The 24,757-nt window shown below is 42.9% G+C and carries 26 protein-coding genes; 5 read left to right on the top strand and 21 right to left on the bottom strand.

Annotated elements, in window-relative coordinates; all coding sequences use genetic code 11:
- Position 1: 1 nt before the first annotated feature.
- From AB2B49_RS01955 to AB2B49_RS01880, 16 genes are all read right to left on the bottom strand, one after another.
- Positions 2-2,398 carry a primosomal protein N' gene (locus tag AB2B49_RS01955; RefSeq protein ID WP_049504763.1) on the bottom strand — a complete coding sequence of 799 codons (2,397 nt, stop codon included), beginning with the start codon at positions 2,396-2,398 and terminating at the stop codon, positions 2-4.
- A gap of 65 nt (positions 2,399-2,463) precedes the next feature.
- Positions 2,464-2,778, bottom strand: coding sequence for a DNA-directed RNA polymerase subunit omega (gene rpoZ, locus AB2B49_RS01950; RefSeq protein ID WP_002874282.1), 315 nt, complete (start codon positions 2,776-2,778; stop codon positions 2,464-2,466).
- Positions 2,779-2,802: 24 nt separating this feature from the next.
- On the bottom strand, positions 2,803-3,429 hold the full coding sequence (gene gmk / locus AB2B49_RS01945; protein WP_000775041.1) for a guanylate kinase: 627 nt from the start codon (positions 3,427-3,429) through the stop codon (positions 2,803-2,805).
- Between the two features lie 134 nt (positions 3,430-3,563).
- Complete coding sequence (locus tag AB2B49_RS01940) at positions 3,564-5,177, bottom strand: ribonuclease Y (RefSeq protein WP_049504766.1); 1,614 nt, start codon at positions 5,175-5,177, stop codon at positions 3,564-3,566.
- 202 nt (positions 5,178-5,379) lie between these two features.
- Entirely contained in the window at positions 5,380-6,477 is a 1,098-nt protein-coding gene (locus AB2B49_RS01935; protein ID WP_049504768.1) for a nucleotidyltransferase, read from the bottom strand.
- Positions 6,478-6,499: 22 nt separating this feature from the next.
- The gene (locus tag AB2B49_RS01930; protein WP_254733794.1) at positions 6,500-7,372 is read right to left on the bottom strand and encodes a hypothetical protein; all 873 of its coding nucleotides are present in this window, start codon (positions 7,370-7,372) and stop codon (positions 6,500-6,502) included.
- A gap of 107 nt (positions 7,373-7,479) precedes the next feature.
- Positions 7,480-8,220, bottom strand: coding sequence for a class I SAM-dependent DNA methyltransferase (locus AB2B49_RS01925; protein ID WP_049504903.1), 741 nt, complete (start codon positions 8,218-8,220; stop codon positions 7,480-7,482).
- 320 nt (positions 8,221-8,540) lie between these two features.
- Positions 8,541-8,894 carry a ribosome silencing factor gene (gene rsfS, locus AB2B49_RS01920; protein WP_049504771.1) on the bottom strand — a complete coding sequence of 118 codons (354 nt, stop codon included), beginning with the start codon at positions 8,892-8,894 and terminating at the stop codon, positions 8,541-8,543.
- Positions 8,895-8,906: 12 nt separating this feature from the next.
- On the bottom strand, positions 8,907-9,407 hold the full coding sequence (locus AB2B49_RS01915; RefSeq protein WP_049504772.1) for a cysteine hydrolase family protein: 501 nt from the start codon (positions 9,405-9,407) through the stop codon (positions 8,907-8,909).
- The gene (gene yqeK / locus AB2B49_RS01910) at positions 9,408-10,001 is read right to left on the bottom strand and encodes a bis(5'-nucleosyl)-tetraphosphatase (symmetrical) YqeK (protein ID WP_049504773.1); all 594 of its coding nucleotides are present in this window, start codon (positions 9,999-10,001) and stop codon (positions 9,408-9,410) included. It lies immediately after the preceding gene.
- Positions 10,001-10,630 carry a nicotinate-nucleotide adenylyltransferase gene (locus tag AB2B49_RS01905; RefSeq protein ID WP_049504775.1) on the bottom strand — a complete coding sequence of 210 codons (630 nt, stop codon included), beginning with the start codon at positions 10,628-10,630 and terminating at the stop codon, positions 10,001-10,003. Before AB2B49_RS01905 ends, yqeK begins: the two co-directional genes overlap by 1 nt.
- 51 nt (positions 10,631-10,681) lie before the next feature.
- The gene (gene yhbY / locus AB2B49_RS01900) at positions 10,682-10,993 is read right to left on the bottom strand and encodes a ribosome assembly RNA-binding protein YhbY (RefSeq protein ID WP_049504777.1); all 312 of its coding nucleotides are present in this window, start codon (positions 10,991-10,993) and stop codon (positions 10,682-10,684) included.
- Positions 10,994-11,204: 211 nt separating this feature from the next.
- Entirely contained in the window at positions 11,205-12,311 is a 1,107-nt protein-coding gene (gene yqeH, locus AB2B49_RS01895) for a ribosome biogenesis GTPase YqeH (protein WP_049504779.1), read from the bottom strand.
- 2 nt (positions 12,312-12,313) lie between these two features.
- Positions 12,314-12,841 carry a YqeG family HAD IIIA-type phosphatase gene (locus tag AB2B49_RS01890; protein WP_049504780.1) on the bottom strand — a complete coding sequence of 176 codons (528 nt, stop codon included), beginning with the start codon at positions 12,839-12,841 and terminating at the stop codon, positions 12,314-12,316.
- A 17-nt stretch (positions 12,842-12,858) separates the two neighbouring features.
- On the bottom strand, positions 12,859-13,767 hold the full coding sequence (locus AB2B49_RS01885) for a magnesium transporter CorA family protein (protein WP_049504782.1): 909 nt from the start codon (positions 13,765-13,767) through the stop codon (positions 12,859-12,861).
- Positions 13,768-13,824: 57 nt separating this feature from the next.
- Positions 13,825-14,385: a mechanosensitive ion channel family protein gene (locus AB2B49_RS01880; protein WP_001150572.1), complete on the bottom strand. Its 561-nt coding sequence runs from the start codon at positions 14,383-14,385 to the stop codon at positions 13,825-13,827.
- A gap of 149 nt (positions 14,386-14,534) precedes the next feature.
- On the opposite strand from AB2B49_RS01880, the gene sstT reads away from it, so the two are divergent.
- On the top strand, positions 14,535-15,746 hold the full coding sequence (sstT, locus tag AB2B49_RS01875) for a serine/threonine transporter SstT (protein ID WP_049504787.1): 1,212 nt from the start codon (positions 14,535-14,537) through the stop codon (positions 15,744-15,746).
- A 49-nt stretch (positions 15,747-15,795) separates the two neighbouring features.
- Positions 15,796-16,749, top strand: a complete 954-nt coding sequence (locus AB2B49_RS01870) for an aromatic acid exporter family protein (RefSeq protein ID WP_049504789.1) — start codon at positions 15,796-15,798, stop codon at positions 16,747-16,749.
- A 102-nt stretch (positions 16,750-16,851) separates the two neighbouring features.
- Here the strand turns inward: AB2B49_RS01870 and AB2B49_RS01865 are convergent, their stop codons facing one another.
- The 5 genes from AB2B49_RS01865 to AB2B49_RS01845 form a co-directional block, all read right to left on the bottom strand.
- Complete coding sequence (locus AB2B49_RS01865) at positions 16,852-17,394, bottom strand: T6SS immunity protein Tdi1 domain-containing protein (RefSeq protein ID WP_049504790.1); 543 nt, start codon at positions 17,392-17,394, stop codon at positions 16,852-16,854.
- A 193-nt stretch (positions 17,395-17,587) separates the two neighbouring features.
- A complete protein-coding gene (locus tag AB2B49_RS01860; RefSeq protein ID WP_307770168.1) occupies positions 17,588-17,926 on the bottom strand; it encodes a hypothetical protein in 339 nt (112 codons plus the stop codon).
- Positions 17,927-18,106: 180 nt separating this feature from the next.
- Positions 18,107-18,592 carry an immunity protein YezG family protein gene (locus tag AB2B49_RS01855; protein WP_049504792.1) on the bottom strand — a complete coding sequence of 162 codons (486 nt, stop codon included), beginning with the start codon at positions 18,590-18,592 and terminating at the stop codon, positions 18,107-18,109.
- Positions 18,593-18,960: 368 nt separating this feature from the next.
- Positions 18,961-20,505, bottom strand: coding sequence for a peptide chain release factor 3 (locus AB2B49_RS01850; protein ID WP_000155103.1), 1,545 nt, complete (start codon positions 20,503-20,505; stop codon positions 18,961-18,963).
- A gap of 142 nt (positions 20,506-20,647) precedes the next feature.
- On the bottom strand, positions 20,648-21,340 hold the full coding sequence (locus tag AB2B49_RS01845; RefSeq protein ID WP_049504795.1) for a YwaF family protein: 693 nt from the start codon (positions 21,338-21,340) through the stop codon (positions 20,648-20,650).
- A 165-nt stretch (positions 21,341-21,505) separates the two neighbouring features.
- On the opposite strand from AB2B49_RS01845, the gene gatC reads away from it, so the two are divergent.
- From gatC to gatB, 3 genes are read left to right on the top strand one after another with little or no spacing between them, the layout of a single operon-like run.
- The gene (gatC, locus tag AB2B49_RS01840) at positions 21,506-21,808 is read left to right on the top strand and encodes an Asp-tRNA(Asn)/Glu-tRNA(Gln) amidotransferase subunit GatC (RefSeq protein ID WP_049504797.1); all 303 of its coding nucleotides are present in this window, start codon (positions 21,506-21,508) and stop codon (positions 21,806-21,808) included.
- Positions 21,808-23,274 carry an Asp-tRNA(Asn)/Glu-tRNA(Gln) amidotransferase subunit GatA gene (gene gatA / locus AB2B49_RS01835; RefSeq protein WP_049504799.1) on the top strand — a complete coding sequence of 489 codons (1,467 nt, stop codon included), beginning with the start codon at positions 21,808-21,810 and terminating at the stop codon, positions 23,272-23,274. The genes gatC and gatA overlap by 1 nt, the downstream gene beginning before the upstream one ends.
- Positions 23,274-24,719, top strand: coding sequence for an Asp-tRNA(Asn)/Glu-tRNA(Gln) amidotransferase subunit GatB (gatB, locus tag AB2B49_RS01830; protein ID WP_049504801.1), 1,446 nt, complete (start codon positions 23,274-23,276; stop codon positions 24,717-24,719). The genes gatA and gatB overlap by 1 nt, the downstream gene beginning before the upstream one ends.
- Positions 24,720-24,757 lie beyond the last annotated feature (38 nt).

The following is a 24,757-nucleotide window of genomic DNA, read 5'->3' as shown; positions in this document are numbered from 1 at the left end:
CTTATAAAAATTGCTGCGGCTCATGGTCAATACTGAGACGGAGCTCGCTATTTTCCCGTTCTTGAGTCAAGGCCAAGACCTGGTTGAGAGTCTGTCCCAGCTCATCTTCTAAACGGTATTTAATCAAAATCTGGTAATGATAAAGGTTGTGGGTACGGGCGATGGGTTTTGGCGTTGGCCCAAGGATTTTACTAGTTTCCGATAAACCTGAGCGCAAAATTCCCATGACCTCATAGACACGTTTGACAACCTCTTCTTCTTTCTTGTGAGAGAGGGTAATCCCAATCGTGAAATAATAAGGCGGATAGCCGAGTTGGCGTCTGATACTCATTTCATAAGCATAAAAACCTTCGTAGTCCTGATCTTTGGCAAAACGAATGGCATAGTGTTCCGGATTGTAAGACTGGATCAAGACCTGCCCAGCTTTTTCAGCCCGACCTGCACGGCCTGCCACCTGGGTTAAGAGTTGGAAGGTTCTCTCAGAAGAACGGAAATCAGGCAAGTTTAGGGCCGTATCCGCATTGAGCACTCCGACTAGGGTCACATTGGGAAAATCCAAGCCCTTAGCAATCATCTGAGTTCCCAACAAGATATCTGCTTCCCCTCGGCCAAACTGGTCAAGAAGAACTTGGTGACTGCCTTTCTTGCGGGTCGTATCCACATCCATCCGCAGAATGCGGGCCTGAGGAAAGAGATCTGCTAGCTCATCGTAGGCTTTCTGAGTCCCCGTCCCATAGTAACGAATACTGCGACTCTGACAGTTGGGACAGACATGAGGAATCCCCTTCGAAAAACCACAGTAATGGCAGTTCATGGTCTTGGTATCCATGTGGAGAGTCAGAGAAATATCACAGTTGGGACAGCTATCTACCGTTCCACACTCCCGACACATAACAAAACTAGAATAACCCCGACGGTTGAGCATGAGGACTGCCTGTTCTTTTTTATCCAAACGGTCTCGAATGGCCTCTAGCAAAGGAGGCGTAAAGTTTGATGTCTCATTCTGCCCGATATAGTCCCGAAAGTCAATCACTTGAACTTCAGGAATAGTGGCTAAAGGATTGGCCCGTTGGGTCAGACGTAAGTGTTGATAGACACCTTTTCCAGCCCGCGCACGGCTCTCTAAGCTCGGTGTCGCTGAGCCAAGGACTAGGGCTGCTTGATTGTACTGGGCCCGTAGAATGGCGACCTCTCTAGCATGATAACGGGGATTGCTGTCTTGTTTGTAGCTAGCTTCATGCTCTTCGTCGATAATTATAACACCTAGATTTTTCAAAGGAGCAAAGATAGCTGATCGAGCGCCAACAACAACTTGGGCATCGCCACGCTCAACCTTGCGCCATTCGTCGTACTTTTCACCATTGGACAGGCCTGAGTGAAGAATGGCTACTTTCTCACCAAATCGAGCAATAAAACGCTCCGTCATTTGTGGCGTCAGAGAAATCTCAGGCACCAGCAAAATAGCCGTCTTACCCTTATCCAAGGCTCCTTGGATAATCTGCAAGTAAACCTCCGTTTTCCCACTTCCTGTAATCCCTTGAAGGAGGAATGGAGGCTGTTGACTACCAATAGCACTGACAACCGCATCGCGAGCTTGTCTTTGCTCTGGGTTCAGCTCCAAAGGTGTACTTGCTTCAATGCCTTCAAAATAAGCAGCTGAACGTTGCACTTCCTTTTGGACTAGAGTTAAAGCTCCTTGCTCCACAAAAAAGTTGACTTGCTCCCGTGAGTAGGATTCTAACAAGCTAGCCAGAGGAGCACTTTCAGGATGAGACAGCAGATAATCTCTCAGCTCTGCCTTTTTCTTAGCACGCGCAGAAATCTCAATCCGCTCTAGCTGAGTAGCATCAACCTCATACCAAGACTGGGTCTTGACCTTCTTTTGATCGACTGCCTGGTATTCTAAACGGAGTAGCCCTTTTCTAGTCAAGCGCATCATTTCTGCCTGTTTGGCCAAATCTAGAGAAGAAAAGGCGAGCGAAGCTTCTGAACCAAACAAACGCTCTCGGTCTGCCTGACTGAGACCTTCTAAAGGATAAAGAATCTTATCATAACTGGAGTTTAAAAATCCCGGCAACATGGCTTTTAGAATGGAGATTTTATAAGAAAAGACAGACTTGCGTAACTCCTCAGCCAGCCAGAGTTGCTCTTGAGTCAAGACGGGAGAAAAGTCTAGCACCTCTGCAATCTCCTTCAAGTCCTGACCTTCCATCTCTTCATCCGACTGGGACTCCAGGCCAAGCACAATCCCTTGTATCAAACGATTACCCTTTCCGAAGGGGACATGAACCCGCATACCGACTTCCAGCATCTCTACAAATTCCTCAGGGACCTTATAACTATAGGGCTGGTCCGTCTGCATAAGGGGAACATCCACAATAATCTTTGCGATTGCCATCTTCTCACCTCCTCCTTGTCAGTACATTCTTGCAATAGAAAAAATAAGATTGAGTCCCCCCAACCTTAAATTTTTTCACCATCTTCTTTTTCTTTAGCGATTTGCTCTTTGATTTTCTTTTCTTCTTCTTCTTTGCGGCGTTTTTCTTCTTCGATACGGAGACGAACCGCTTCACGTTTTCCTTCTGGATCTGGGTGAATGGTTACATTTCCAGACTCGATTTCTTCCAAAGCACGAAGAGTTGATTTTTCAGACTTAAACTCTTGAGTTGCTGGCGCTCCTGCTTCTAGTTCGTGGGCGCGTTTTGCTTCCAAGATTACGAGTGAATATTTTGATGGTACCTTGTCCAGCAAGGTATCAATAGAGGGTTTTAACATCATTTGCTTGTACCTGTTTCCTATAGTTTATCGAGTAGTTGGAGATTTTGGCAACATCTCCTGGTAGTGACCAATGACACGGTCCACACGGAAGTGTTCTGCTTCGATCACACGCTTGACACGTTCAGCAGCGAGGGGCACCTGATCGTTGACAATGGCGTAATCATACTCACGCATGAGGGCAATTTCTTCCTTGGCTTTTTCAATTCGTTGGGCAATCACTTCAGCGCTATCTGTTCCACGACCTACCAAACGATCTTGCAATTCATCCAAGTCTGGTGGCGTTAGAAAGATAAAGACAGCATCTGGAACCTTTTTCTTAACCTGAAGGGCTCCTTGGACTTCAATCTCAAGAAAGACATCGATTCCCTTGTCCAGAGTTTCATTGACATAGGTCAGAGGAGTTCCATAATAGTTACCGACATATTCTGCATATTCCAACATCTGACCTTGACGAATCAGCTCTTCAAACTCTTCACGAGTACGGAAGAAATAGTCCACTCCGTCCACTTCACCAGGACGTTGCGCACGTGTCGTCATCGATACAGAGTATTGAAATTGATTCTCAGAACTCTCAAAAATCTCTCTTCTAACCGTTCCTTTCCCAACTCCTGAAGGACCAGAAAAAACGATTAGCAAGCCTCGGTCTGCCATTATGTCTCCTTTAGTTAGTCTGTGAAATAAAGTAAAATTTCTCTCGGATAGTGATGATAGCGTCAGTTATCCTTCTACAGTCTTTCTATCTAGTGTAACAAAAAAGCAGTAATATTTCAACTGCTCTTTCTTATTTATTTAGCATAATCTACTGCACGAAGTTCGCGGATCACGGTTACCTTGATATTTCCTGGGTAATCGAGATTGTTTTCAATTTTCTCACGAACTTTGTGAGCCAAGATTGTGACTTTGTCGTCTTTGATTTGTCCTGGATTTACCATGATACGGATTTCACGTCCTGCTTGAAGGGCAAAGCTATTTTGCACGCCTTCAAAGCCATTGGCGATTTCTTCCAAGTCATGGAGACGCTTGATGTAGCTTTCAAGAGACTCGCTACGAGCACCTGGACGCGCTGCACTCAAGGCATCTGCTGCAGCAACGATCACTGCAATGACGCTTTCGGCTTCGACATCGCCGTGGTGGCTAGCAATGGTATTCACTACAACTGGGTGTTCCTTGTACTTACGAGCCAACTCTGTACCAATCTCAACATGGCTACCTTCAACCTCGCGGTCAATAGCTTTCCCGATGTCATGAAGGAATCCAGCACGACGGGCAAGAGCTGCATTTTCACCAAGTTCACTGGCGATGATACCAGATAACTTAGCAACCTCAATCGAATGACGCAAGACATTTTGTCCATAAGAAGTACGGAACTGCAAGCGTCCCATAATCTTCATCAAGTCTGGATGAAGGTTTGGCGCACCAATCTCATAGGCAGCAGCCTCACCGTATTCGCGGATCTTATTGTCAATCTCTTGACGGTTTTTCTCCACCAACTCCTCGATACGAGCTGGGTGGATGCGGCCGTCTTTGAGCAACATTTCCATGGTCATACGAGCAATTTCACGACGAATCGGATCAAATCCTGACAAGGTTACCACTTCTGGCGTGTCGTCAATGATGACATCTACCCCTGTCAAACTTTCAAAGGTACGAATATTACGTCCTTCACGACCGATAATGCGTCCCTTCATGGTATCATCTGGTAGGTGAACTGTCGAGTTTGTTGACTCTGCTACATAGTCACCAGCGATACGCTGCATAGCCTGAACCAAGATATCTTTCGCAATCTTGTCTGAACGTTCCTTGACTTCTTGCTCTGCCTCACGAATGCGGCTAGCAATTTCCTTGCTCAAGCTTTCCTCTGTTTGAGCCAAGATAATATCTCGAGCCTCAGTTTGGGAAAGGGAGCCGATACGTTCCAGTTCAGCTTCTTTTTGTCTTTCGACTTCCTCTAATTGCTCTTCACGTGCATCAAGGTTTTTTGCTCTATCAGAAATACTTTGTTCTTTTTGTTCAAGTGTTTTTTCTTTGTTCGTCAAATTGTCGTCTTTGCGGTCAAGGCTCGTAGCTCTCTCCGTCAAACGACTTTCAATTTGCTTGAGCTCCTGACGTTCTGACTTAAATTCAGCGTCCACTTCTTCACGGTATTTTCTGGCTTCCTCTTTGGCCTCCAATAGTGCTTCTTTTTTAAGAGACTTGCTTTCGCTCTTGGCTTCATTTAGCAATAAATCCGCTTCGCGCTCAGCTTGTCCTCGTAAATTAGTTGCTTCTTGTTCAGCATTTAGAAGCATCAACTCTGCAGCTTCTTGAGATGATTTCATCTTAGCTGAGATGCTGACATATCCAATGACTAAACCAATGATGACGGCAAAAACAGCAATCGCAAGTGTCATGATTTCCATGTTTTTACCTCATAAAATTTGTTTATCGAATGACATACATTCCTTAATATTCTATCACAAAAAACCGATTTTCACAAACCCAAATTGAAGAGTTTTGTGTGAATTTTAGAAGAAAGTTCTAAAATCCCCAAACAAACTTTCTAACACTTAAAAATGACATTTTCATTAAAACATACAATAAAAAGCCTACCTTTCAGTAGACTTAGTTTGATTCTATTCTAATGGGCACTCTGCCGAAATTCTGCTCTGCGATGCTTGGGTATCCTAGTTGGTAAATCTGGTCTGCCTTTTGAGTCATAGCATCCCAAGGTTCTTTGCCAATTCGGCTGACTAGATGGACCTGCTCTTTTAGAGACTTGAGATGTTGTCTGCCTTTTTCTGTAAATCCAAGGACATGGATGCCCTCTGGCAAGTCACTTTCTCTTGTCTGCACCAGGATATAGGTCAAGAGGCGTCTGACACGAGCCTTGGTGTAGCGCTTAGTAGCAACAACTTCCACCAAGTCTTCTACAGACTGGACTTTTTTGATAGCATCCTTGATACGCACAGCCATTTCTTGATTGACCTGATAGATGGTCGTTAGGTCTGGATTTGACAAAATTTGATAGCGGAGCAAGGGAAAATAATCATCCCAGCTCACCTTACTCGCCTGCTCAAAGAGGGCAAGAGAAGGCATAAAGCGTTCTAAGAAATCTTGGTCTGATTGATGCTGACGCAGAGCTGTCGCCGAGGCAAAGTCCACTTCCTTGTCTACAGAATGATAACCCGCTCCCTGACGCTGAATCGGATGCAGTTTGATGTTGCGTCCTGCAACTGCCTTGACATAGGCGAGAGCAAGGACATGATTAGGCGTCTTGCCTGAAAAATCAAGACCAGCAAATTCCTGCCACATGGCTTGGGTTTTCTGAGGATAAGAGAGGGAATCAGGCAGATTTTCCACAAATTTCTCCATCTCAGCACCTCGTTCTGTGTATAAGTCAGCAACTTTCTGATAATCCAGAACTTCCTCTGTCCCGAAAGCTAGAGTATCAATCCCCAAGCGAGCCAAGATATCCACAGCTCCTTGGCCAAAGAAATCTGCCGCCTGAACACTGACTAAAAAGGGCAATTCCACTACCAGATCCGCTCCATTTTCCAGCGCCATCTGGGTCCGTGTCCACTTGTCCACGATAGCCGGCTCTCCACGCTGCATGAAATTTCCAGACATGGCAACGATTTTCAGTCCCTCCGCCTGCTCAAGTAAGTATTTGTGCCCATTATGAAAAGGATTAAACTCCGCGATAATACCTGTGATGGTCATGGTAATCTCCTACTACTAGACTTTACTTCTTATTATATTTATTAGATTCAACTATTTTAAAATCTCTATCTAATCGAGAAATTGTATTAAACAATTCCATAACATTAGTAATATATTGATCTGAACAATTTATCTCTTTAATAATAAACCTCAATTTTTTTATTTTATCCTTTTCTTTTGAACTAACAGCCAAATCTTGAAGTTGTTTCACAAGAATACTAACGCTATCAATATCATCAATGGAATCATTTTGAGCAATATTTCTTGTTTTTGTTCTCAAAATATTTTCTATAATTCTGATAAATTTAGGCCGTTCAAAATCTTCTAGTACCAAAATTGCAAGTGACAAATAAAGTAACTCTATATTTCCTTTCAAAGAATATATTACTTTGTATTCTCGTAGATACTTCTGAATCTTCTCTCTAATAAAACGCGTACGTTTCAAATTGTAATTTTCACTTTCATATATCACCTGAACAATCGAAATTAAAGATAACCCTATAGCTAAATAGAATTGAAATGCCGTATTACTGGAATCAGGCGAAATATCATTTACATTTCCTGTAAAAGCTATTCGAGCAATATACCAATTTAAAACAATTGAAGCTATCGCTATTATTAAAATAAATAAGTGATTCACTAATTTTCGACGACCTAATATCAAAATTATCAGATAGATAACTATCCAAAAAACTAAACTTATCGTCCATAAATAGTTATATGAAACATGACATGTTTTAAAAGCAGAATTCAAAAACAAAGAACAAACATAGCCTAGGATAGAAAAAAATGGCGAAATAAATATCCAAAAGATTATGCTGTTCGTACTTATTTTACCACCACTAGAAGAAGAAAAAAATCTCGTACTAAATCCTTGATATTCTTTCAAATTCATTGAAAAAAAGCTCTTAAGCATAATACACTCTAATATGACCACAACAACAATCAAAAAGAATTCTAACATTATTACCTCAATTTATTTTGCCAAATCATTCAGCCATCCTACTTCTGCGCGACAAAAAACCAACGGGTGCTGGTTTCTGTCGGCTCCTTGTCCTCAAAGTCCGCAAAGAGTTTGAAGGACTTGAAACCAGCCTGCTCCAGCAAAATATCATAGGTCAAAACCTCATAAGTCCGCTCCTCATGCACTTCATCGTGACGACTAAAGGAACCGTCAGCCTCCTTGATAAAGAAAGTCAACTCATGCACGATGGAGTGAGGAGCTTCGTCCTCATAGGTGTCCCAAAGCATGGCAAAATCTTCCGCATTTTCATGGTAGGAATAGCCTGGAAAAACTTCATCTGTCTGGTAGGTCGAATGCACATCAAAGATAAAAACGCCGTCTTCATTGAGGGCATTATACACTTCCTTAAAGACAGCTCCTACCTCAACCTCATCCTGCATGTAGCAGATAGAGTCCGAATAACACGTGACAAAATCATATTTACCTGCTTTGGATAAATCCAGCATATTGCCTTCAATAAAATCAATCTTTTGCTTGGCTGAAGTAGCTCTTTTCTCCGCAATCTTCAGCATATCAGCACTCAAGTCAAGCCCCGTCACATCAAAGCCAGCTTGAGAAAAGCGCACAGACTGGATACCTGTTCCACAAGCCAATTCTAAGAGTTTCTTTCTCTCCTTGGTCTTAGGCAAATGACGCAGAGAAAAATCCGTCCATTTATCATATAAACTATCATCCATCACAGCATCGTAAACAGCCGCAAAGGTTTCATAAGTCGCCATATTCATGATACCAAGTCCGCCCGTAATCGGAATGAAAATTAGGAGCTTGACGATGGAGTCGAGCTCCAAGGAAGGCTATCTATTTTCCGACGATTACAGGACGGGTTCAAATCCTTTCTAAGATACAAAGAGCGTTAAAAGCAAGGAGAAAATAGGAAACTTTCTGCTGTATCGTCAGATACAAAGGAAGTTACTCTTTTTCTCGCAGCTTTTAGCTCGTGTTCAGTTTCAAGATGAACAAAACACGACGCCCTTTACCTTTCTATCAATTTTTCTAAAATAAGCAAATAAACCCAGTTGACTGCAACTGAGTTCATCTACTAGGCCAAGACTTCTGAAATATCTACAGAATCCGCCTCATGCCATAGCTTCTCTAGGTTATAGTGGGCACGTATTTCTTCTGAGAAGATATGCACAACGACACCACCGAGGTCTAGCAAAACCCAGCCTCCCGCTGCATCGCCTTCAACATGGCTACCTTTAAAGCCAGCTTCAGCTACTTTTTCACGGATATTGTCAGCGATAGCGTCCAACTGACGGCTATTCATCGAGCTCGTGATAACAAAGTAGTCTGTCACGCTGGTCAAATTCTGTACATCAAGTGCGAGAATATCCTCCGCACGTTTCTCATCAGCCGCTTTCACGACTAGTTCTAATAATTCTTTTTCGTTCATTTAGTCCTCTTTCTAGAAAATATGTTTGTAATCCAGGACATCTGCAAAGCGCCCCTCCCAAATGTCCTCATAAAATTCATTTATCGTTTCTGCTGGAATGTCATTCCCATCAAACGTTGTGCAAGTTCCTTCTGGAATAATAAGCTGATAGCCATATTCAAAGGCAACCTTGACAGAGGTATCCACACAATATTCTGTCTGCATACCACATAAAACTAATTTTTCAATTCCCTGTTTATCCAAGTATTCTTTTAAACCAGTTTCTTTGAAAATACTGTTATACTTCTTCTGAAAGACCTTTTCATTAGGTTTTCGATTTAAAAACTCAGATAACTGCCAATCTTCTGATGTTTGAGCTTCAGGGTCCTCAATATGTTGAACATAGATAATTTCGATATTCTTGCTTCTAGCCTGGTTTTGTAAATAAGAAATTTTTTCCAATAGACTATTTGTCTGAAAACCGGTTTCCACTAAAATATTCTGAACATCAATGATTATAAAAGCCGTCCTCATTTAGTCCTCTTTCAAATAGTGTACAAAGGCGTTATAGGTTTCAAGGGTTTGGGGATAGATGGGAAATCCCTGATGAGCTAGATGCTCCACGGTACGAGCTGTTTCGTAGGCCACTGCCTTATTGAGCGATAGCACAGCAATCTCACGTGCCTCGTCCACTCCAGGAAAGGCACGATTGTGCTCGATATAATCTGCGACGTAGATGACTTTGTCTAGATCGGTCATCTGACCAGCTCCGACTGTATGGATTTCAATAGCTCGCAGGATTTCAGAGTCTTGCAAATCCAAGTCCTCCTGAATCTTGTAAATTCCAACCATGCCATGCCAGACATTATTGCTCCAGTTTTTGAGATCAGAATCTAGCTGGTAACGGTCAATCAAATCCAGAAATTCCTGATCTGACAGCTTTTTAGCATAGTCATGAAGAAGGCCTGCAAGACCTGCTTTCTCAGTATCCACACCGAATCGCTGGGCCAGTTCTATGGCTGCACGCTCCACACCCAAACAATGGGTTAAGCGTTTTTCAGGTAGAAGCTCTGCCATTCTTTCCAACAAAACCTCACGGGAACAGTTGATATAGTCTTGGTATGCCATCAGTAGAGCCCCTCCTTCTCAATGTAGTCTAGCACCAGCTGAGGTAGGAGAAAGTTGGGTTTCCGACCTTGGACAATGAAGTCACGCACCATGCTGGACGAGATGTCCATGAGAGGCACATCCACCCAGATAACTGGATAGGAAGTCCCTGCCTTGTAGCGCGGGCGCTGAACTCCAACAAACTGAACCATGTCGACCAGCTCATCAATTCGGTACCATTTAGGCAGATAGTCCACCATATCAGCCCCGATAATGAAGTAATAATCCGTATCTGGATGTTGCTCTGTCAAAATCTTCATAGTGTCGTAGGTGTAAGAAATGCCCTTGCGCTCTAACTCAATGGTTTCAATGGCTAGCCCTTCGATCCCCTCAATCGCCAATTCAAGCATCTTGAGACGATGGTGTTCAGGGATGGTTTCTTTTTTGTCTACATGAGGTGGTTGGTATTCAGGCATAAGCAGGACCTGGTCCAGTCCCAACTGTTGTCGTACTTGGTCTGCTACAACAAGATGGGCATGGTGAACAGGGTTAAAATTTCCCCCTAAGATCCCGACTTGTTTGCGTTTTTTCTCCTTGATTTCTGGCTCCAACTCTACCTTGGTAAAGGGAGTCAATAATTCGATTGCCATAGGCTCGTCTTCCTTTAATTCTCTGTAAAAACAGTTGTTTGGAGTAGGTGTTTAGATTTCTCTGACTTTTTTGGAAATCTTGCGATTTTCTTTCTTGCTGGATTGTTTAAACAAGATCAAGATGCGTCCGATTTTTTGGACAGTATCCACACCGATTTCTTCTTCCAAGATTTCAGCTACTTCGTGGATGTTTTCATCTGTATTTTGCAAGAGCGTAACTTTAATCAATTCGCGGGCGTCAAGGGCTTGACGGACGCTGGTTTTGATTTGGTCGTTGAGTCCATTTTTCCCGATTTGGATGATGGGTTTGAGGGTATGTGCCTGGCTGTTGAGGAAGGCACGTTGTTTTGATGTTAATGACATGATCTTTCTTCCTTTTTTGATAGTTATTTTAGGTGGTGAGGGACGGTCGGAACTAATTTTCCAAAGATCTCATCTTTGAAAAATGGATTTCCTGACCTCACAATTGAGCCTTGGTCTCAATTGCGCCCCTTGCCAATCTAACGATTGGCAATCACACCACGGCAATAACTATCTTTTTATGAGCTCACTTTGTTCGCTCAGTGATTTTATTTTAAATAATGGCTTTTCGTGTGACGACGGCGACGCCTTCTGGTGCCCAGACGGCGACTTTGGCAGTGCCTGTTACGCGGATCCAGCCTAGGCCTGAGATGACCAGGTCAGTCTTGTCCTTAATGGTAAAGACATGCTGGACTAGTTTTGGAAAATCTTCTTTTTCCTTGCTATTTGGTGGTGTCAGAAGGGTTCCGAGGTGCTTGCCGTAGAAAGCAATAGCCCCTTCACGTTTGGTACGGTGGAGTTTGAGTTCATTATCAAAGAAGGCTGTAAATCCTTGCTTTTCTCCTGCAATGAAGTCAAATCGGCCCAAACCACCTAAAAATAGAGTTTGCTCAGGGTTAAGCTGATAGGTTTTGGGCTTGATTTCCTTTTTAGGGCTGACATACTTGAGGTTTTTAGCCGTCAAGTAGTGGGCCATCTGGTGGCGGTGGATAATCCCTGGTGTATCGTAAATATAAGATCCGTCGTCAAGCGGAATCTCAATCTTGTCTAAGGTTGTCCCTGGAAAGCGTGAAGTCGTGATGACATTCTGGTCACCCGTGATTTCTTGGATAATAGCATTGATAAGGGTTGACTTTCCAACGTTGGTCACACCGACCACGTATACATCACGGCCCTTACGGTAGTGTTCAATCTTGTCAATGACTTCCTTAATGGCATGCTTGTTTTGGGCTGAAGTCAGAACGACATCTACTGGACGAAGTCCTTCTTCGTGGGCACGTTCCATGAGCCACTGGCTAATCTTGCTCGGTTTAACAGACTTGGGCAGAATATCTTTTTTATTTCCGACCAAGAGGACATCATTACCCGATACAAAGCGTGGCAAGCCTGGGATGACAGAACCATTAAAGTCAAAAATATCAATGACATTGACCACCAAGGCATCACTATCTCCCACTTCGTGCAAGAGTTTGAGGAAATCATCGTCTGTCAACTGGACATCTGTGATTTCATTGTAATGACGGAGACGGAAACAGCGTTGGCAATAAACTTCGCCTGTCTCCAAACCTTTTTCGAGTGCCGACTGGGGAGTAAATCCAAGACCAGCCTTGTCTGTCGTCTGAATGGTTGCTCCACAACCAATACAGAGAATTTCTTCCATAGTTAGATTCCTTTTTTATATGTAATCGGTCCGTACTTTTCAGTGATTTGCTTCATGACACGGCGCTCGCGAGCTCGGTTGATCTGCGTTTTGATAGAGTCATGTTGGACCAAGGGTTTGACCAAAATTGATCGAATTCCTGCACGATGGGCTGCCCGAATATCCGTCATGAGCTGGTCACCAACCATGACCACTTCATTTTTCTCATAGTGAAATTCCTTCATGGCACGGTCAATCCCAAATGTGAAAGGCTTCAAGGCCCAATAAACGTAATCAATTCCAAATTGCTCAACTGCTCGTTGAACCCGATTTTTGGTGTTATTTGAGACTACGATGATGCGAATGCCCGCGTCACGGAGATCATGTAGCCATTGCTTCATCTCTGGCGTCCCATCAGGGTTGTTCCAAGCAATGAGGGTATTATCCAAATCGACCAAAACAGCCTTGATCCCCTGCGCCTGCAGGCTTGGGACTGTCAGATCATAGACTGCTTCCACAGCAAAATCTGGCATATAGTTTTCAATTGCCATTCTGGCTCCTTTTCTTTTTAATTTCTAGCAATATTCTTTAAACATTGGGCTAAGACTACCCATAAAATGAGACTAGCTAGCAAAATATAAATCCAAGCATTTGGTTCATCTGCAAGCGGTAAAGGAACATTCATTCCGAAGAATCCTGTAATAACTGCAAGGATAGCTAGCAAGACTGAGATAATTGTCAAAGTTGTCAAATTATCATTTAGATTATTATTTAGGATGTTGTTGTAAGAGGCTGAGAGTTGTTGCAAAACTTGAGAAATCAAGTCTGTCATCGAAACCAACTGGTGCGCTTCAATCATGGCATCGTCAAACTGCTCTCTTTCTACCTCATTAAAATTGCGATAAAGAGCATGCCCTTGGATGTGTTCCAAGAGGAGACGATTTTGTTTGGCAGCAGCTGTCAGGTAAACCATACCAGTTTCCAAGTCAGAGAGGGCAAAAAGATTTTTTTTAGTTGTTTTTTGACGAAGAAGTGCACTGATTTCATCCTTACTTTTATCCATTTCTTCAATAACCGGATAGTAAGCATTGCTTATAATCTCTAAACTGGCAAAAAGAAATTTGTAGATTGAAACAACTTCATGGCTTTCAAGGTAGGTTGCCATACGTTTAATCACATAACTATTCTTGTGATTGCTAATTGTGATCAGCCGTAGTTTTTCAACAATAAAGGTCATCGGAATCGCTTCATAATATTCTTTGTCTTTTTCTAAGTCAAGAACATTATAAATGAAGGTGACCGTTCCCGTTTCACGGTGATAGTCCATGTGGGCACGCTCATTTCTATCCAGAGCATACTCGATAGTTTCCTTGTCCAATCCATAGACATCCGAAAGGTCTTCCATGTTTTTAATCTTGTCTACATCAAGATCTATCCATGTACAATCGTGACCTAATTTTTTCTCTACAAATAGCATACTCTCTCCTTTACCAAACTCCTTCTATTGTACCACAAATCTGCTAAAATAGCCGGCCTATTCAGTACGAGATAGATTGCTGACGACGGTGATATTACGATTGGGAACAAAGTGAAGGGCTTGATCGTCACCTCGCAGTTGCGTTGTACGGATCCCTACGCTAACGACCTTTCCAGAAACGGTAATCGGTCCATTTGTGAGAACCACTTCATCACCCACATCAAGTTGGCGTTCAAAAAGGATGAAGAAGCCGTTAATGACATCGGATAGAAAGCCTTGCGCCCCCATACCAATGGCCACCCCAGCAATCCCCGCACCGGCAAGGAGGCTCGAAACTGGCAAACCTAAAATAGACAGGATACAGTAGAGCAAAAAGAAATAAAGAATGTAGTTAAAGACATTCTCTAGCAAACGCGAGATGGTTTTTTGTCTTCCTGCATCTCGATTTGAAAATTTAAGTGAGGGTTTGACAATCTTTCGTACAGTCGCATGAAGCATCTTTTTAGCTATATAAAATAGTAAAAACAAAATCAAAAGAGAAATCACCTTGGTCAAGAGATTCTCTAACATGGTTGTTAAATCAAGTTTATCAAAATAGCGTTGAAAAAAATCTTGCATATAAAACTCCTTTTTCCTATTATACCATAAAATCTCCCTTCTCTTTTCTTTCATAATTATTCAATTATTGTTCCTATTTTCAAAATATCACTTGCCTCTATAGCATATTTATACTATAATTATAAACAATACATTTGAAGGAGACTGCTATGAAACGAATCATTAGAGCCTGGATCAAGGCAAGCCTCATCAAACGAATCCTCATTGGTATGCTTTTGGGCGCTTCATTAGGAATCTTCTTTCCTAGTTTGACAGGAATTGGTCTGCTTGGAGACCTCTTTGTAGGCGGACTGAAAGCCATCGCTCCTATTTTGGTTTTTGCCCTTGTTGCCAATGCCCTTTCCCAACACCAAAAGGGACAAAATACCAATATGAAGACGATTATTTTCCTATACTTGCTCGGAACCTTTGCTGCAGCGTTGGTAGCCGTTCTAGCTAGTTTCTTACTGCCTGTGCAAATCACCCTGACCAGTGCAAATACAGAAGTTGCTGCTCCTGACGGTATCGGTCAAGTCCTCAGCAACCTCTTGCTCAAACTGGTGGACAATCCTTTGAATGCCATTGTTGAAGCCAACTATATCGGGATTCTCTCTTGGGCAGTCATCTTTGGCTTGGCTATGAGAGAGGCAAGTAAACACAGTAAAGAATTACTGAGAACCATGGCGGATGTCACCTCTAAAATCGTGGAATGGATTATCAACCTAGCTCCCTTTGGGATTTTAGGCTTGGTGTTTAAGACCATCTCTGACAAGGGCATTGCCAGTCTGGCTAACTACGGTGTCCTCCTAGGACTTTTGATTGCTACCATGGCCTTTGTTGCTCTCATCGTCAACCCACTCATCGCTTTTCTCTTTATGAGGAAAAATCCCTATCCCCTTGTTTTGAAATGCCTACGTGTCAGTGGTATTACAGCCTTTTTCACTCGTAGCTCTGCCGCCAATATCCCTGTCAATATGAAACTCTGTCAAGACCTGGGACTGAATCCTGACACCTACTCTGTCTCCATCCCGCTTGGTTCAACCATCAATATGGCTGGCGCTGCTGTTACCATAAATGTCCTGACTCTAGCTGCCGTCAATACACTCGGAATCTCGGTAGACTTTGGGACAGCATTTGTGCTCAGTGTCGTGGCTGCCATTTCTGCCTGCGGGGCCTCTGGAATCGCTGGGGGATCCCTTCTCCTCATTCCTGTAGCTTGTAGCCTCTTTGGGATTTCCAACGACTTGGCTATGCAGGTTGTCGGAGTCGGTTTTGTGATCGGAGTCGTGCAAGACTCCTGCGAAACAGCCCTGAACTCTTCAACAGACGTCCTCTTTACAGCGGTTGCCGAGTATGCTACAAACCGAAAACTTCGTCCCTAGTCTCTAACTCCTCGTTAAACACTTGATTCTATTAGTTTAGGAAATTCTCATGTCCCTCACTCAACGTACGACCAAACTGGTCTTAGCGACCTGTCTCGCTTGTTTTCTCGCTTATTTTTTAGATTTATCATCAGCAGTTTCAGCTGGAATTATCGCCCTCTTAAGCCTCTCCGACACGCGCAGAAGCACGCTGAAATTAGCACGCAACCGCCTCTTTTCCATGCTCCTAGCGCTCGCTATCGGTGTTCTAGCCTTTCAGCTGACAGGCTTTCACATCTGGAGCCTGGGCCTCTATCTGGCTCTCTATGTGCCTCTTGCTTACAAAATGGGCTGGGAAATCGGCATCACCCCTAGCAGTGTCTTGGTCGGTCATCTCTTGGTACAGGAGTCTACTTCCCCAGAGCTCTTGCTTAATGAAGTACTCCTCTTTCTCATCGGGACAAGCTTTGCTCTATTGGTCAACCTTTATATGCCCTCTCGTGAGAAAGCCATCCAAAGCTACCACCTTCAGGTCGAGGAAAAGTTAAAAAACATCCTGCTTCGCTTTAAATACTATCTGTCAAGAGGAGACGGACGCAATCAAGCCCAACTCGTTGACCAATTAGATAAGCTCCTCGATGAAGCTCTCAAACTGGTTTATTTGGATCACTCGGACCATCTCTTTCACCAGACGGACTACCACATCCATTACTTTGAGATGAGACAGCGACAAAGTCGCATCCTGCGAAATATGGCCCAGCAGATCAATACCTGTCATCTGGCCGCAAGTGAGAGTTTGATCTTGGCCCAGCTCTTTTCTAAGATTGCTGCCCAGCTAAGTCAGACCAATCCTGCTCATGACTTACTTGATGACATCGAACGCTATCTGCAAGTCTTCCGCAATCGGAGTCTCCCGAAAACACGTGAGGAGTTTGAAACCCGTGCTACCCTCCTGCAGCTACTACGCGAAGCCGAAACCTTTATCCAGGTTAAGGTCGATTTTTACCAGAAATATGGAAACTAGAACGCAAAGAACCTCAGAGGACTTCCTCTGAGGTTCTTGTGTTTTGCATTTGGAAGGAAAGTTCATCCTCTCGTACTGTTCTCAAAAAAGAAATAGCAACTCCTAGTCGTCCATCACACCGCCTGTCAGCTGGTACATGAGGTAGATGTGCTCCAAGACTTTTACCTTATCCATGTGGTCTACATCTTTAAAGCCTCCTAATGCCAAAAGTGGAACGAAACCGAAACACTCATCGTAGGCTAATTGACCACGTTTGGCAACAGCTTTTTTATAGAGTGGGATATCAAAATAATCATCTTTGAAATCTTCATCATCAACATACTCTATGAAACGATCCATACGCTTAATCATAATATCTAAATCCTGAATATTATATTGGACAATTCCCACATAGGCACTCTCTTCCCAAGTAATAATATCTCCAAATGCTGTTACGAACATAGGAAAAGCGACATCTCCTCTAAAATAGCTATCTTGGAGAAGCTCTAGATAATCATCCGGATTAATTACCTTCAGATAACCATCAAGAAAAGTTCCTAGACCATCTTCCTGCCAAATTTGAACCAAGTCAGCTGGAACTTGATCCTGATACTTTTCAATCACTTCTTTGAGCATATCTGCCACTTTAACAAAATCTTTTAACATCTATTAATCCTCTGTCGCAATCTTCATAAAAGCCTGTTTAAAGTCTTCGTACATCTCAAAAGCAATTTTCATGACATTTTCAAAGTCATCATAATTAGCAATCACTGGATCCATGATTCTATAGTCCGGAGAGATGAGTCTCCTAGAAAACTCCATCAGTGGAGTCCCTAGTATAACTTTGTTTTGAGAGTCCCTAGTATAACTTTGTTTTGAGAGTCCCTAGTATAACTTTGTTTTGAGAGTCCCTAACACTCCATATCAATTCAACTAATCCTTTAAAGATACTAATATGGAATCCAAAAGTATAACCATTTTCTTTAATAGGTTCAATATAAAAGAATTTTTCACGCCCATCAAATTTAGCTCTATATCCTAAATCTTCGAAAACATCAAATATCAACTCGCCTGTAATAATATTTAAGTGTTTTTCTTTAGGCGTTCTATCTAAGCTAAATTTATCTGAAAGCTCCTTATAGCGCTCCACAAAATTTATAGCTTGCAAAGCCTGTTCAACTCTGCAGTCTAATTTCATCTGTCTACTCCTTTGTAAATCTTAGTTCAACTCCGTATTCTTTAGCAATTTCCTTATATTTTCAATCACTTCTTGTGGCTTATCTGCCACTTTGACAAAGTTTTCTAACATTTTATCCTCCAATTCGCATTAACAGCAATACTCAAAAATCGCATTCTTCAAAATGTAATCAAGCTTATACTACTTTTGATTATGTTCCTTCTGGAAGGCTTCCATAGCCTTGAACTGTTCTAGTTCTTTTTCATTAGCTGGTTGCTTGCCGAGGTATTTGTATTCAAATAAGTCCATTCGAGCACTTGGACCATAGCCACTTTCCAACCATGGAGCATAGTCATAGTCGACCGAAAACTTGTTGTTATCATCTAAATGGATGATACAAATGTACCAATCTGCCAAGTCATTCTCAACAAAGACTTTTTTCAATTCTTGTGACTTCTCAAATAATCGATCTGTTTGACTATAAAGTTCGAATTTATCTACACAAAAATCTCGAGGAATATATAAATAGTAGTGATACGCATTCTTATATTTGAAATAAAAATAAACTTCTCCGCTATAGGTCTTATCCATCTCGATTACAATATACAAATCATCCCACTCAACTGGAATCATATCGTTGGCTTGATGCACGATTTCGATAATTTTTTCATTAATCTGTTGTTCCATATTTTCCTCCGGTTGGTGTTTACAAATTTTATCTGTATCTCTAGTATACAATAAAGAACAGAAACCAACTTACTCTTATAAAATTTGCTCAAATAGGGCAAAATTGCCTCAATAAAACAGTAAAATAGACCAATCATATCGCTAGGTATAGCAACTTTCTAGCCTTCCCAACAAAAAAAACACGAATCGATAATATTCGTGGATTTTTCCTAGTGAAGCGTTTAGGTAAGCCGATTTTACACTACGACACGGAGTTTGGCAAATCGATTCTATTTGCCAAACGTAGTTAGTAAGGCAGTTAGCTAGTTCGCCAAATAGCGACTAGCGTCCAACAATTAGGAACTTTAGTTCCAATTGTTGGTGCTGAGTTACATCTTTTCCTCCAACTCTACGTCTGGATACTTGTCTGCAAACCAGCGGAGGGCAAAGTCATTTTCAAAGAGGAAGACTGGCTGGTCGAAGCGGTCCTTGGCCAAGATATTGCGGCTTGACGACATCCGTTCATCCAAGTCCTCAGGCTTGATCCAACGAACGGTCTTTTTACCCATTGGGCTCATGACTACTTCCGCATTGTATTCGCCTTCCATGCGGTGCTTAAAGACTTCAAACTGGAGTTGTCCGACAGCTCCTAGCATGTACTCACCAGTTTGGTAATTCTTGTAAAGCTGAATGGCTCCTTCTTGCACCAGTTGCTCAATCCCCTTATGGAAGGATTTTTGCTTCATGACGTTCTTAGCAGAAACTTTCATAAAAATCTCAGGTGTAAAGGTTGGCAGTGGTTCAAACTCAAACTTGTTTTTTCCAACCGTCAAGGTGTCTCCAACCTGATAGGTACCCGTATCGTAAACTCCGATGATATCTCCAGCCACGGCATTAGTCACATTCTCACGACTTTCCGCCATAAACTGGGTGACATTAGACAGTTTAGCCCCTTTACCAGTACGAGGCAGATTGACACTCATACCTCGCTCAAATTCACCCGATACGATACGGACAAAGGCGATACGGTCACGGTGACGAGGATCCATGTTGGCTTGAATTTTAAAGACAAATCCTGAGAAATCCTTGTCATAAGGATCCACAATTTCGCCATCTGTTTTCTTGTGTCCATGTGGTTCTGGAGCAAACTTAAGGAAGGTCTCAAGGAAGGTCTGCACTCCAAAGTTAGTCAGGGCTGAACCAAAGAAGACTGGCGTCAGTTCTCCTGCAAGAATAGCTTCTTCTGAAAATTCATTTCCTGCTTCTTGAAGGAGTTCGATATCGTCCTTAACCTGAGCGTAGAAAGGATTACTTCCAAAGAGCTTGTCCCCTTCTTCCAGACTGGCAAAACGCTCATCTCCTTTATAGAGTTCCAAGCGTTGGTTATAGAGGTCATACAAGCCTTCGAAGGCTTTCCCCATCCCGATTGGCCAGTTCATAGGATAGCTCGCAATACCTAGGACTTCTTCCAATTCTTGCAAGAGGTCCAGTGGCTCACGACCATCACGGTCCAGCTTGTTCATAAAGGTAAAGACTGGAATGCCACGGTGCTTCACAACCTCAAACAATTTCTTGGTTTGGGCCTCGATACCCTTGGCAGAGTCCACGACCATGACCGCAGCATCCACCGCCATCAAAGTACGATAGGTATCTTCTGAGAAGTCCTCGTGCCCTGGTGTGTCTAGGATATTGACGCGCTTGCCATCGTAGTCAAACTGCATAACAGATGAAGTGACCGAAATCCCACGTTGTTTCTCAATATCCATCCAGTCAGACTTGGCAAAAGTCCCTGTTTTCTTCCCTTTTACAGTACCAGCCTCACGAATCTCGCCCCCAAAGTAGAGCAACTGCTCAGTGATGGTTGTTTTCCCCGCGTCCGGGTGAGAAATAATGGCAAAAGTACGGCGTTTCTTAATTTCTTCTTGAATAGTCATAAGTTCTCTTTCTTTGATTTTCTATTTTTCTTGTTTCAATAGCTAAGAATGATTTTTACATTGGATTTTACCATTCCTTTCAACTCTCCATTATATCGGATTTTGGGGAGTTTTTCAATTGCTCATCCGATGAAAAGGCAAGCTAGAGCACAGATTGCGCCTGATTTCTCTTTTTCCACCGTTTTTTAAACAAGATATCAAAAAGAACCAGAGCCAGTGAGAGGATGACGGACACAAGAAGGTATTTTAACCACAGGGGTGCATCCGGAATAAAAGGTGTCTTGTTTAACAAACCATAATTTCCACCCGTCACCTGATTAACCCCAACTAGAAAGAGATTGAGAATAAAGGTATAGGCTACAATCATATATTTCTTGAGCAAGGTCTTGTCATAGTGATTCATCAAGTAGACCAAGGAATTCACTAGAAGGGCATAGTGCCCAATCAAAAATGAAAAACTGGTGATATGGGGGAAATCATAGGGATCAAAAACAGGGTAAACCAAAGCAAAGACCGCTCCACTAGCTCCTAAAAGAGCAAAATACTGCTTGCTCCGCCATTTATCTGGCAAGAAAACCACCGCAAACATAGCCAAACGGCAATGGTAAAATGGAAGGCTATTAGAAAATGGTATCCCAAAGCCAACATACCAGCTATATAGGGCTAGCAACTGGAGGATCTGAATCCCCTTAAACAAGCGGACAAATTTCGGATTTTTGTGATAAGCAAGTGCTCCATAAATACAAAGCACTAAAGTAAGCATCATGATCCCATACCAAAAGAGGGAAATGGGAGGAGGAACCGTCTGAGATCTGGTGATAAATTGATGGAACATATTTCTATCCTAACTTTTATTTTTTCTATTCTCTAGTTTAACCATTATAGCGAATTAAAAGCGATTTTTCAATTTCTATTTCTTTTCAGTTTGGCTCCCTTATTTATAGGAAAATATGGTAAAATAGAACAGACTAAAAATCATCATTTCACGAAAGGATGCAAGATGAAAATTACGCAAGAAGAGGTAACACACGTTGCCAATCTTTCAAAATTAAAATTCTCTGAAGAAGAAACTGCTGTCTTTGCGACAACCTTGTCTAAAATTGTTGACATGGTTGAATTGCTGGGCGAAGTCGACACAACTGGTGTCGCACCTACTACAACCATGGCTGACCGCAAGACTGTACTCCGCCCTGATGTGGCCGAAGAAGGAACAGACCGTGACCGCTTGTTTAAAAACGTACCTGAAAAAGAAAACTACTATATCAAGGTACCAGCTATCCTAGATGATGGAGGAGATGCCTAATGACTTTTAATAACAAAACGATTGAAGACTTGCACAACCTCCTTGTCTCTAAGGAAATTTCTGCAACTGAATTGACACAAGCAACGCTTGAAGATATCAAGTCTCGCGAGAAAGCTATCAATGCTTTTGTCACTATCGCTGGAGAACAAGCCCTTGCTCAAGCTAAAGCCATTGATGAAGCTGGAATTGACGCGGATAATGTCCTTTCAGGAATTCCACTGGCTGTTAAGGATAATATCTCTACTGACGGCATCCTCACAACTGCTGCCTCAAAAATGCTCTACAACTACGAACCTATCTTTGATGCAACAGCTGTTGCCAATGCCAAAGCTAAGGGCATGATTGTTGTCGGAAAAACCAACATGGACGAGTTTGCCATGGGTGGTTCAGGTGAAACTTCTTACTACGGTGCCACTAAAAATGCTTGGGACCACAGCAAGGTTCCTGGTGGTTCATCAAGCGGTTCTGCCGCAGCTGTAGCTTCTGGGCAAGTCCGCTTGTCACTTGGTTCTGATACGGGTGGTTCTATCCGCCAACCTGCTGCCTTCAACGGGATTGTTGGTCTCAAACCAACCTACGGAACGGTTTCTCGTTTCGGTCTCATTGCCTTCGGTAGCTCATTAGACCAGATTGGACCTTTTGCACCAACTGTTAAAGAAAATGCCCTCTTGCTCAATGCTATTGCCAGCGAAGATGCTAAAGACTCTACTTCTGCTCCTGTCCGCATTGCCGACTTTACTTCAAAAATTGGTCAAGACATCAAGGGAATGAAAATTGCTTTGCCTAAGGAATACCTTGGTGAAGGGATTGACCCAGAGGTTAAGGAAACCATTCTAAATGCAGCCAAACACTTTGAAAAACTTGGTGCTATCGTCGAAGAAGTCAGCCTTCCTCACTCTAAATACGGTGTTGCCGTTTACTACATTATCGCTTCATCAGAAGCCTCATCAAACTTGCAACGCTTTGACGGTATCCGTTACGGCTACCGCGCAGAGGATGCGACGAATCTTGATGAAATCTATGTAAACAGCCGTAGCCAAGGTTTCGGTGAAGAAGTAAAACGCCGTATCATGCTAGGTACTTTCAGTCTTTCATCAGGTTACTACGATGCCTACTACAAGAAGGCTGGTCAGGTCCGTACCCTCATCATCCAAGATTTCGAAAACGTCTTTGCGGATTACGATTTAATCCTAGGACCAACTGCTCCAAGCGTTGCTTATGACTTGGATTCCCTCAATCACGACCCAGTTGCCATGTACTTGGCTGACCTTTTGACCATCCCAGTTAACTTGGCTGGTCTTCCAGGAATTTCGATCCCTGCTGGATTCTCTCAAGGTCTACCTGTCGGTCTCCAATTGATCGGTCCTAAATACTCTGAGGAAACCATTTACCAAGCTGCTGCTGCCTTTGAAGCAACAACAGACTACCACAAACAACAACCCGTGATTTTTGGAGGTGACAACTAATGAACTTTGAAACAGTCATTGGACTTGAAGTCCACGTAGAGCTCAACACCAATTCAAAAATCTTCTCACCTACTTCTGCCCACTTTGGAAATGACCAAAATGCCAACACTAACGTGATTGACTGGTCCTTCCCAGGAGTTCTGCCAGTTCTCAATAAAGGGGTTGTCGATGCCGGTATCAAGGCAGCTCTTGCCCTCAATATGGATATCCACAAAAAGATGCACTTCGACCGCAAGAACTACTTCTACCCTGATAATCCAAAAGCCTATCAAATTTCTCAGTTTGATGAGCCAATCGGTTTCAACGGCTGGATTGAAGTGGAGCTAGAAGACGGTACGACTAAGAAAATCGGTATCGAACGTGCTCACCTAGAGGAAGATGCTGGTAAAAACACCCACGGTACAGATGGTTACTCTTATGTTGACCTCAACCGCCAAGGGGTGCCATTGATTGAGATTGTATCTGAGGCTGACATGCGCTCGCCAGAAGAAGCCTATGCTTATCTAACTGCCCTCAAGGAAGTCATCCAGTACGCTGGTATTTCTGACGTTAAGATGGAAGAAGGTTCGATGCGTGTGGATGCTAACATCTCCCTTCGCCCTTATGGTCAAGAAAAATTCGGTACCAAGACTGAGTTGAAAAACCTCAACTCCTTCTCTAACGTTCGCAAGGGTCTTGAATACGAAGTCCAACGCCAGGCTGAAATTCTTCGCTCAGGTGGTCAAATTCGCCAAGAAACACGGCGTTACGATGAAGCTAACAAAGCAACCATCCTCATGCGTGTCAAAGAAGGTGCTGCTGACTACCGCTACTTCCCAGAACCAGACCTACCACTCTTTGAAATCTCAGATGAGTGGATTGAGGAAATGCGAACAGAATTGCCAGAGTTTCCAAAAGAACGCCGTGCGCGCTACGTATCTGATCTTGGCTTGTCAGACTACGATGCTAGCCAGTTGACTGCCAACAAAGTCACTTCTGACTTCTTTGAAAAAGCTGTTGCCCTCGGTGGCGATGCCAAACAAGTTTCTAACTGGCTCCAAGGTGAAGTCGCTCAGTTCTTGAACGCCGAAGGCAAGACACTTGAACAAATCGAATTAACACCAGAAAACTTGGTAGAAATGATTGCCATCATCGAAGACGGCACGATCTCTTCTAAGATTGCCAAGAAAGTCTTTGTCCACCTGGCTAAAAATGGCGGTGGCGCGCGTGAATACGTGGAAAAAGCAGGCTTGGTGCAAATCTCTGATCCAGATGTTCTGATTCCAATCATCCACCAAGTCTTTGCGGATAACGAAGCTGCCGTTGCCGACTTCAAGTCAGGCAAACGCAACGCAGACAAAGCCTTCACAGGATTCCTTATGAAGGCAACCAAAGGGCAAGCCAATCCACAAGTTGCCCTTAAACTCCTTGCACAGGAATTGGCCGAGTTGAAAGAAAGTGAGTAATTTACTCTTTATACACTTTTTTCTACTTTTAAAACGAG

This window comes from Streptococcus jiangnanensis (assembly GCF_040888325.1).
In the GTDB taxonomy this organism is placed as follows: domain Bacteria; phylum Bacillota; class Bacilli; order Lactobacillales; family Streptococcaceae; genus Streptococcus; species Streptococcus jiangnanensis.
This window is presented reverse-complemented; position numbering and strand designations above follow the sequence as displayed.

Bases quoted from the DNA above. Each gene is read 5' to 3' on its own strand.
- AB2B49_RS01885 (WP_049504782.1), bottom strand. From the start codon at position 13,767: ATGCTATTTGTAGAGAAAAAATTAGGTCACGATTGTACATGGATAGAT.
- AB2B49_RS01955 (WP_049504763.1), bottom strand. From the start codon at position 2,398: ATGGCAATCGCAAAGATTATTGTGGATGTTCCCCTTATGCAGACGGAC.
- gatB (WP_049504801.1), top strand. From the start codon at position 23,274: ATGAACTTTGAAACAGTCATTGGACTTGAAGTCCACGTAGAGCTCAAC.
- AB2B49_RS01850 (WP_000155103.1), bottom strand. From the start codon at position 20,505: ATGACTATTCAAGAAGAAATTAAGAAACGCCGTACTTTTGCCATTATT.
- AB2B49_RS01905 (WP_049504775.1), bottom strand. From the start codon at position 10,630: ATGGCAATCGAATTATTGACTCCCTTTACCAAGGTAGAGTTGGAGCCA.
- gmk (WP_000775041.1), bottom strand. From the start codon at position 3,429: ATGGCAGACCGAGGCTTGCTAATCGTTTTTTCTGGTCCTTCAGGAGTT.
- rpoZ (WP_002874282.1), bottom strand. From the start codon at position 2,778: ATGATGTTAAAACCCTCTATTGATACCTTGCTGGACAAGGTACCATCA.
- AB2B49_RS01880 (WP_001150572.1), bottom strand. From the start codon at position 14,385: ATGCAAGATTTTTTTCAACGCTATTTTGATAAACTTGATTTAACAACC.
- AB2B49_RS01855 (WP_049504792.1), bottom strand. From the start codon at position 18,592: ATGGAACAACAGATTAATGAAAAAATTATCGAAATCGTGCATCAAGCC.
- AB2B49_RS01845 (WP_049504795.1), bottom strand. From the start codon at position 21,340: ATGTTCCATCAATTTATCACCAGATCTCAGACGGTTCCTCCTCCCATT.
- AB2B49_RS01940 (WP_049504766.1), bottom strand. From the start codon at position 5,177: ATGGAAATCATGACACTTGCGATTGCTGTTTTTGCCGTCATCATTGGT.
- AB2B49_RS01870 (WP_049504789.1), top strand. From the start codon at position 15,796: ATGTCCCTCACTCAACGTACGACCAAACTGGTCTTAGCGACCTGTCTC.
- rsfS (WP_049504771.1), bottom strand. From the start codon at position 8,894: ATGAACGAAAAAGAATTATTAGAACTAGTCGTGAAAGCGGCTGATGAG.
- gatA (WP_049504799.1), top strand. From the start codon at position 21,808: ATGACTTTTAATAACAAAACGATTGAAGACTTGCACAACCTCCTTGTC.
- AB2B49_RS01925 (WP_049504903.1), bottom strand. From the start codon at position 8,220: ATGGCGACTTATGAAACCTTTGCGGCTGTTTACGATGCTGTGATGGAT.
- yqeK (WP_049504773.1), bottom strand. From the start codon at position 10,001: ATGGCATACCAAGACTATATCAACTGTTCCCGTGAGGTTTTGTTGGAA.
- gatC (WP_049504797.1), top strand. From the start codon at position 21,506: ATGAAAATTACGCAAGAAGAGGTAACACACGTTGCCAATCTTTCAAAA.
- AB2B49_RS01860 (WP_307770168.1), bottom strand. From the start codon at position 17,926: ATGAAATTAGACTGCAGAGTTGAACAGGCTTTGCAAGCTATAAATTTT.
- AB2B49_RS01915 (WP_049504772.1), bottom strand. From the start codon at position 9,407: ATGAGGACGGCTTTTATAATCATTGATGTTCAGAATATTTTAGTGGAA.
- yhbY (WP_049504777.1), bottom strand. From the start codon at position 10,993: ATGTCATTAACATCAAAACAACGTGCCTTCCTCAACAGCCAGGCACAT.
- AB2B49_RS01935 (WP_049504768.1), bottom strand. From the start codon at position 6,477: ATGACCATCACAGGTATTATCGCGGAGTTTAATCCTTTTCATAATGGG.
- AB2B49_RS01865 (WP_049504790.1), bottom strand. From the start codon at position 17,394: ATGTTAAAAGATTTTGTTAAAGTGGCAGATATGCTCAAAGAAGTGATT.
- AB2B49_RS01890 (WP_049504780.1), bottom strand. From the start codon at position 12,841: ATGGCAATTGAAAACTATATGCCAGATTTTGCTGTGGAAGCAGTCTAT.
- yqeH (WP_049504779.1), bottom strand. From the start codon at position 12,311: ATGGAAGAAATTCTCTGTATTGGTTGTGGAGCAACCATTCAGACGACA.
- AB2B49_RS01930 (WP_254733794.1), bottom strand. From the start codon at position 7,372: ATGAATTTGAAAGAATATCAAGGATTTAGTACGAGATTTTTTTCTTCT.
- sstT (WP_049504787.1), top strand. From the start codon at position 14,535: ATGAAACGAATCATTAGAGCCTGGATCAAGGCAAGCCTCATCAAACGA.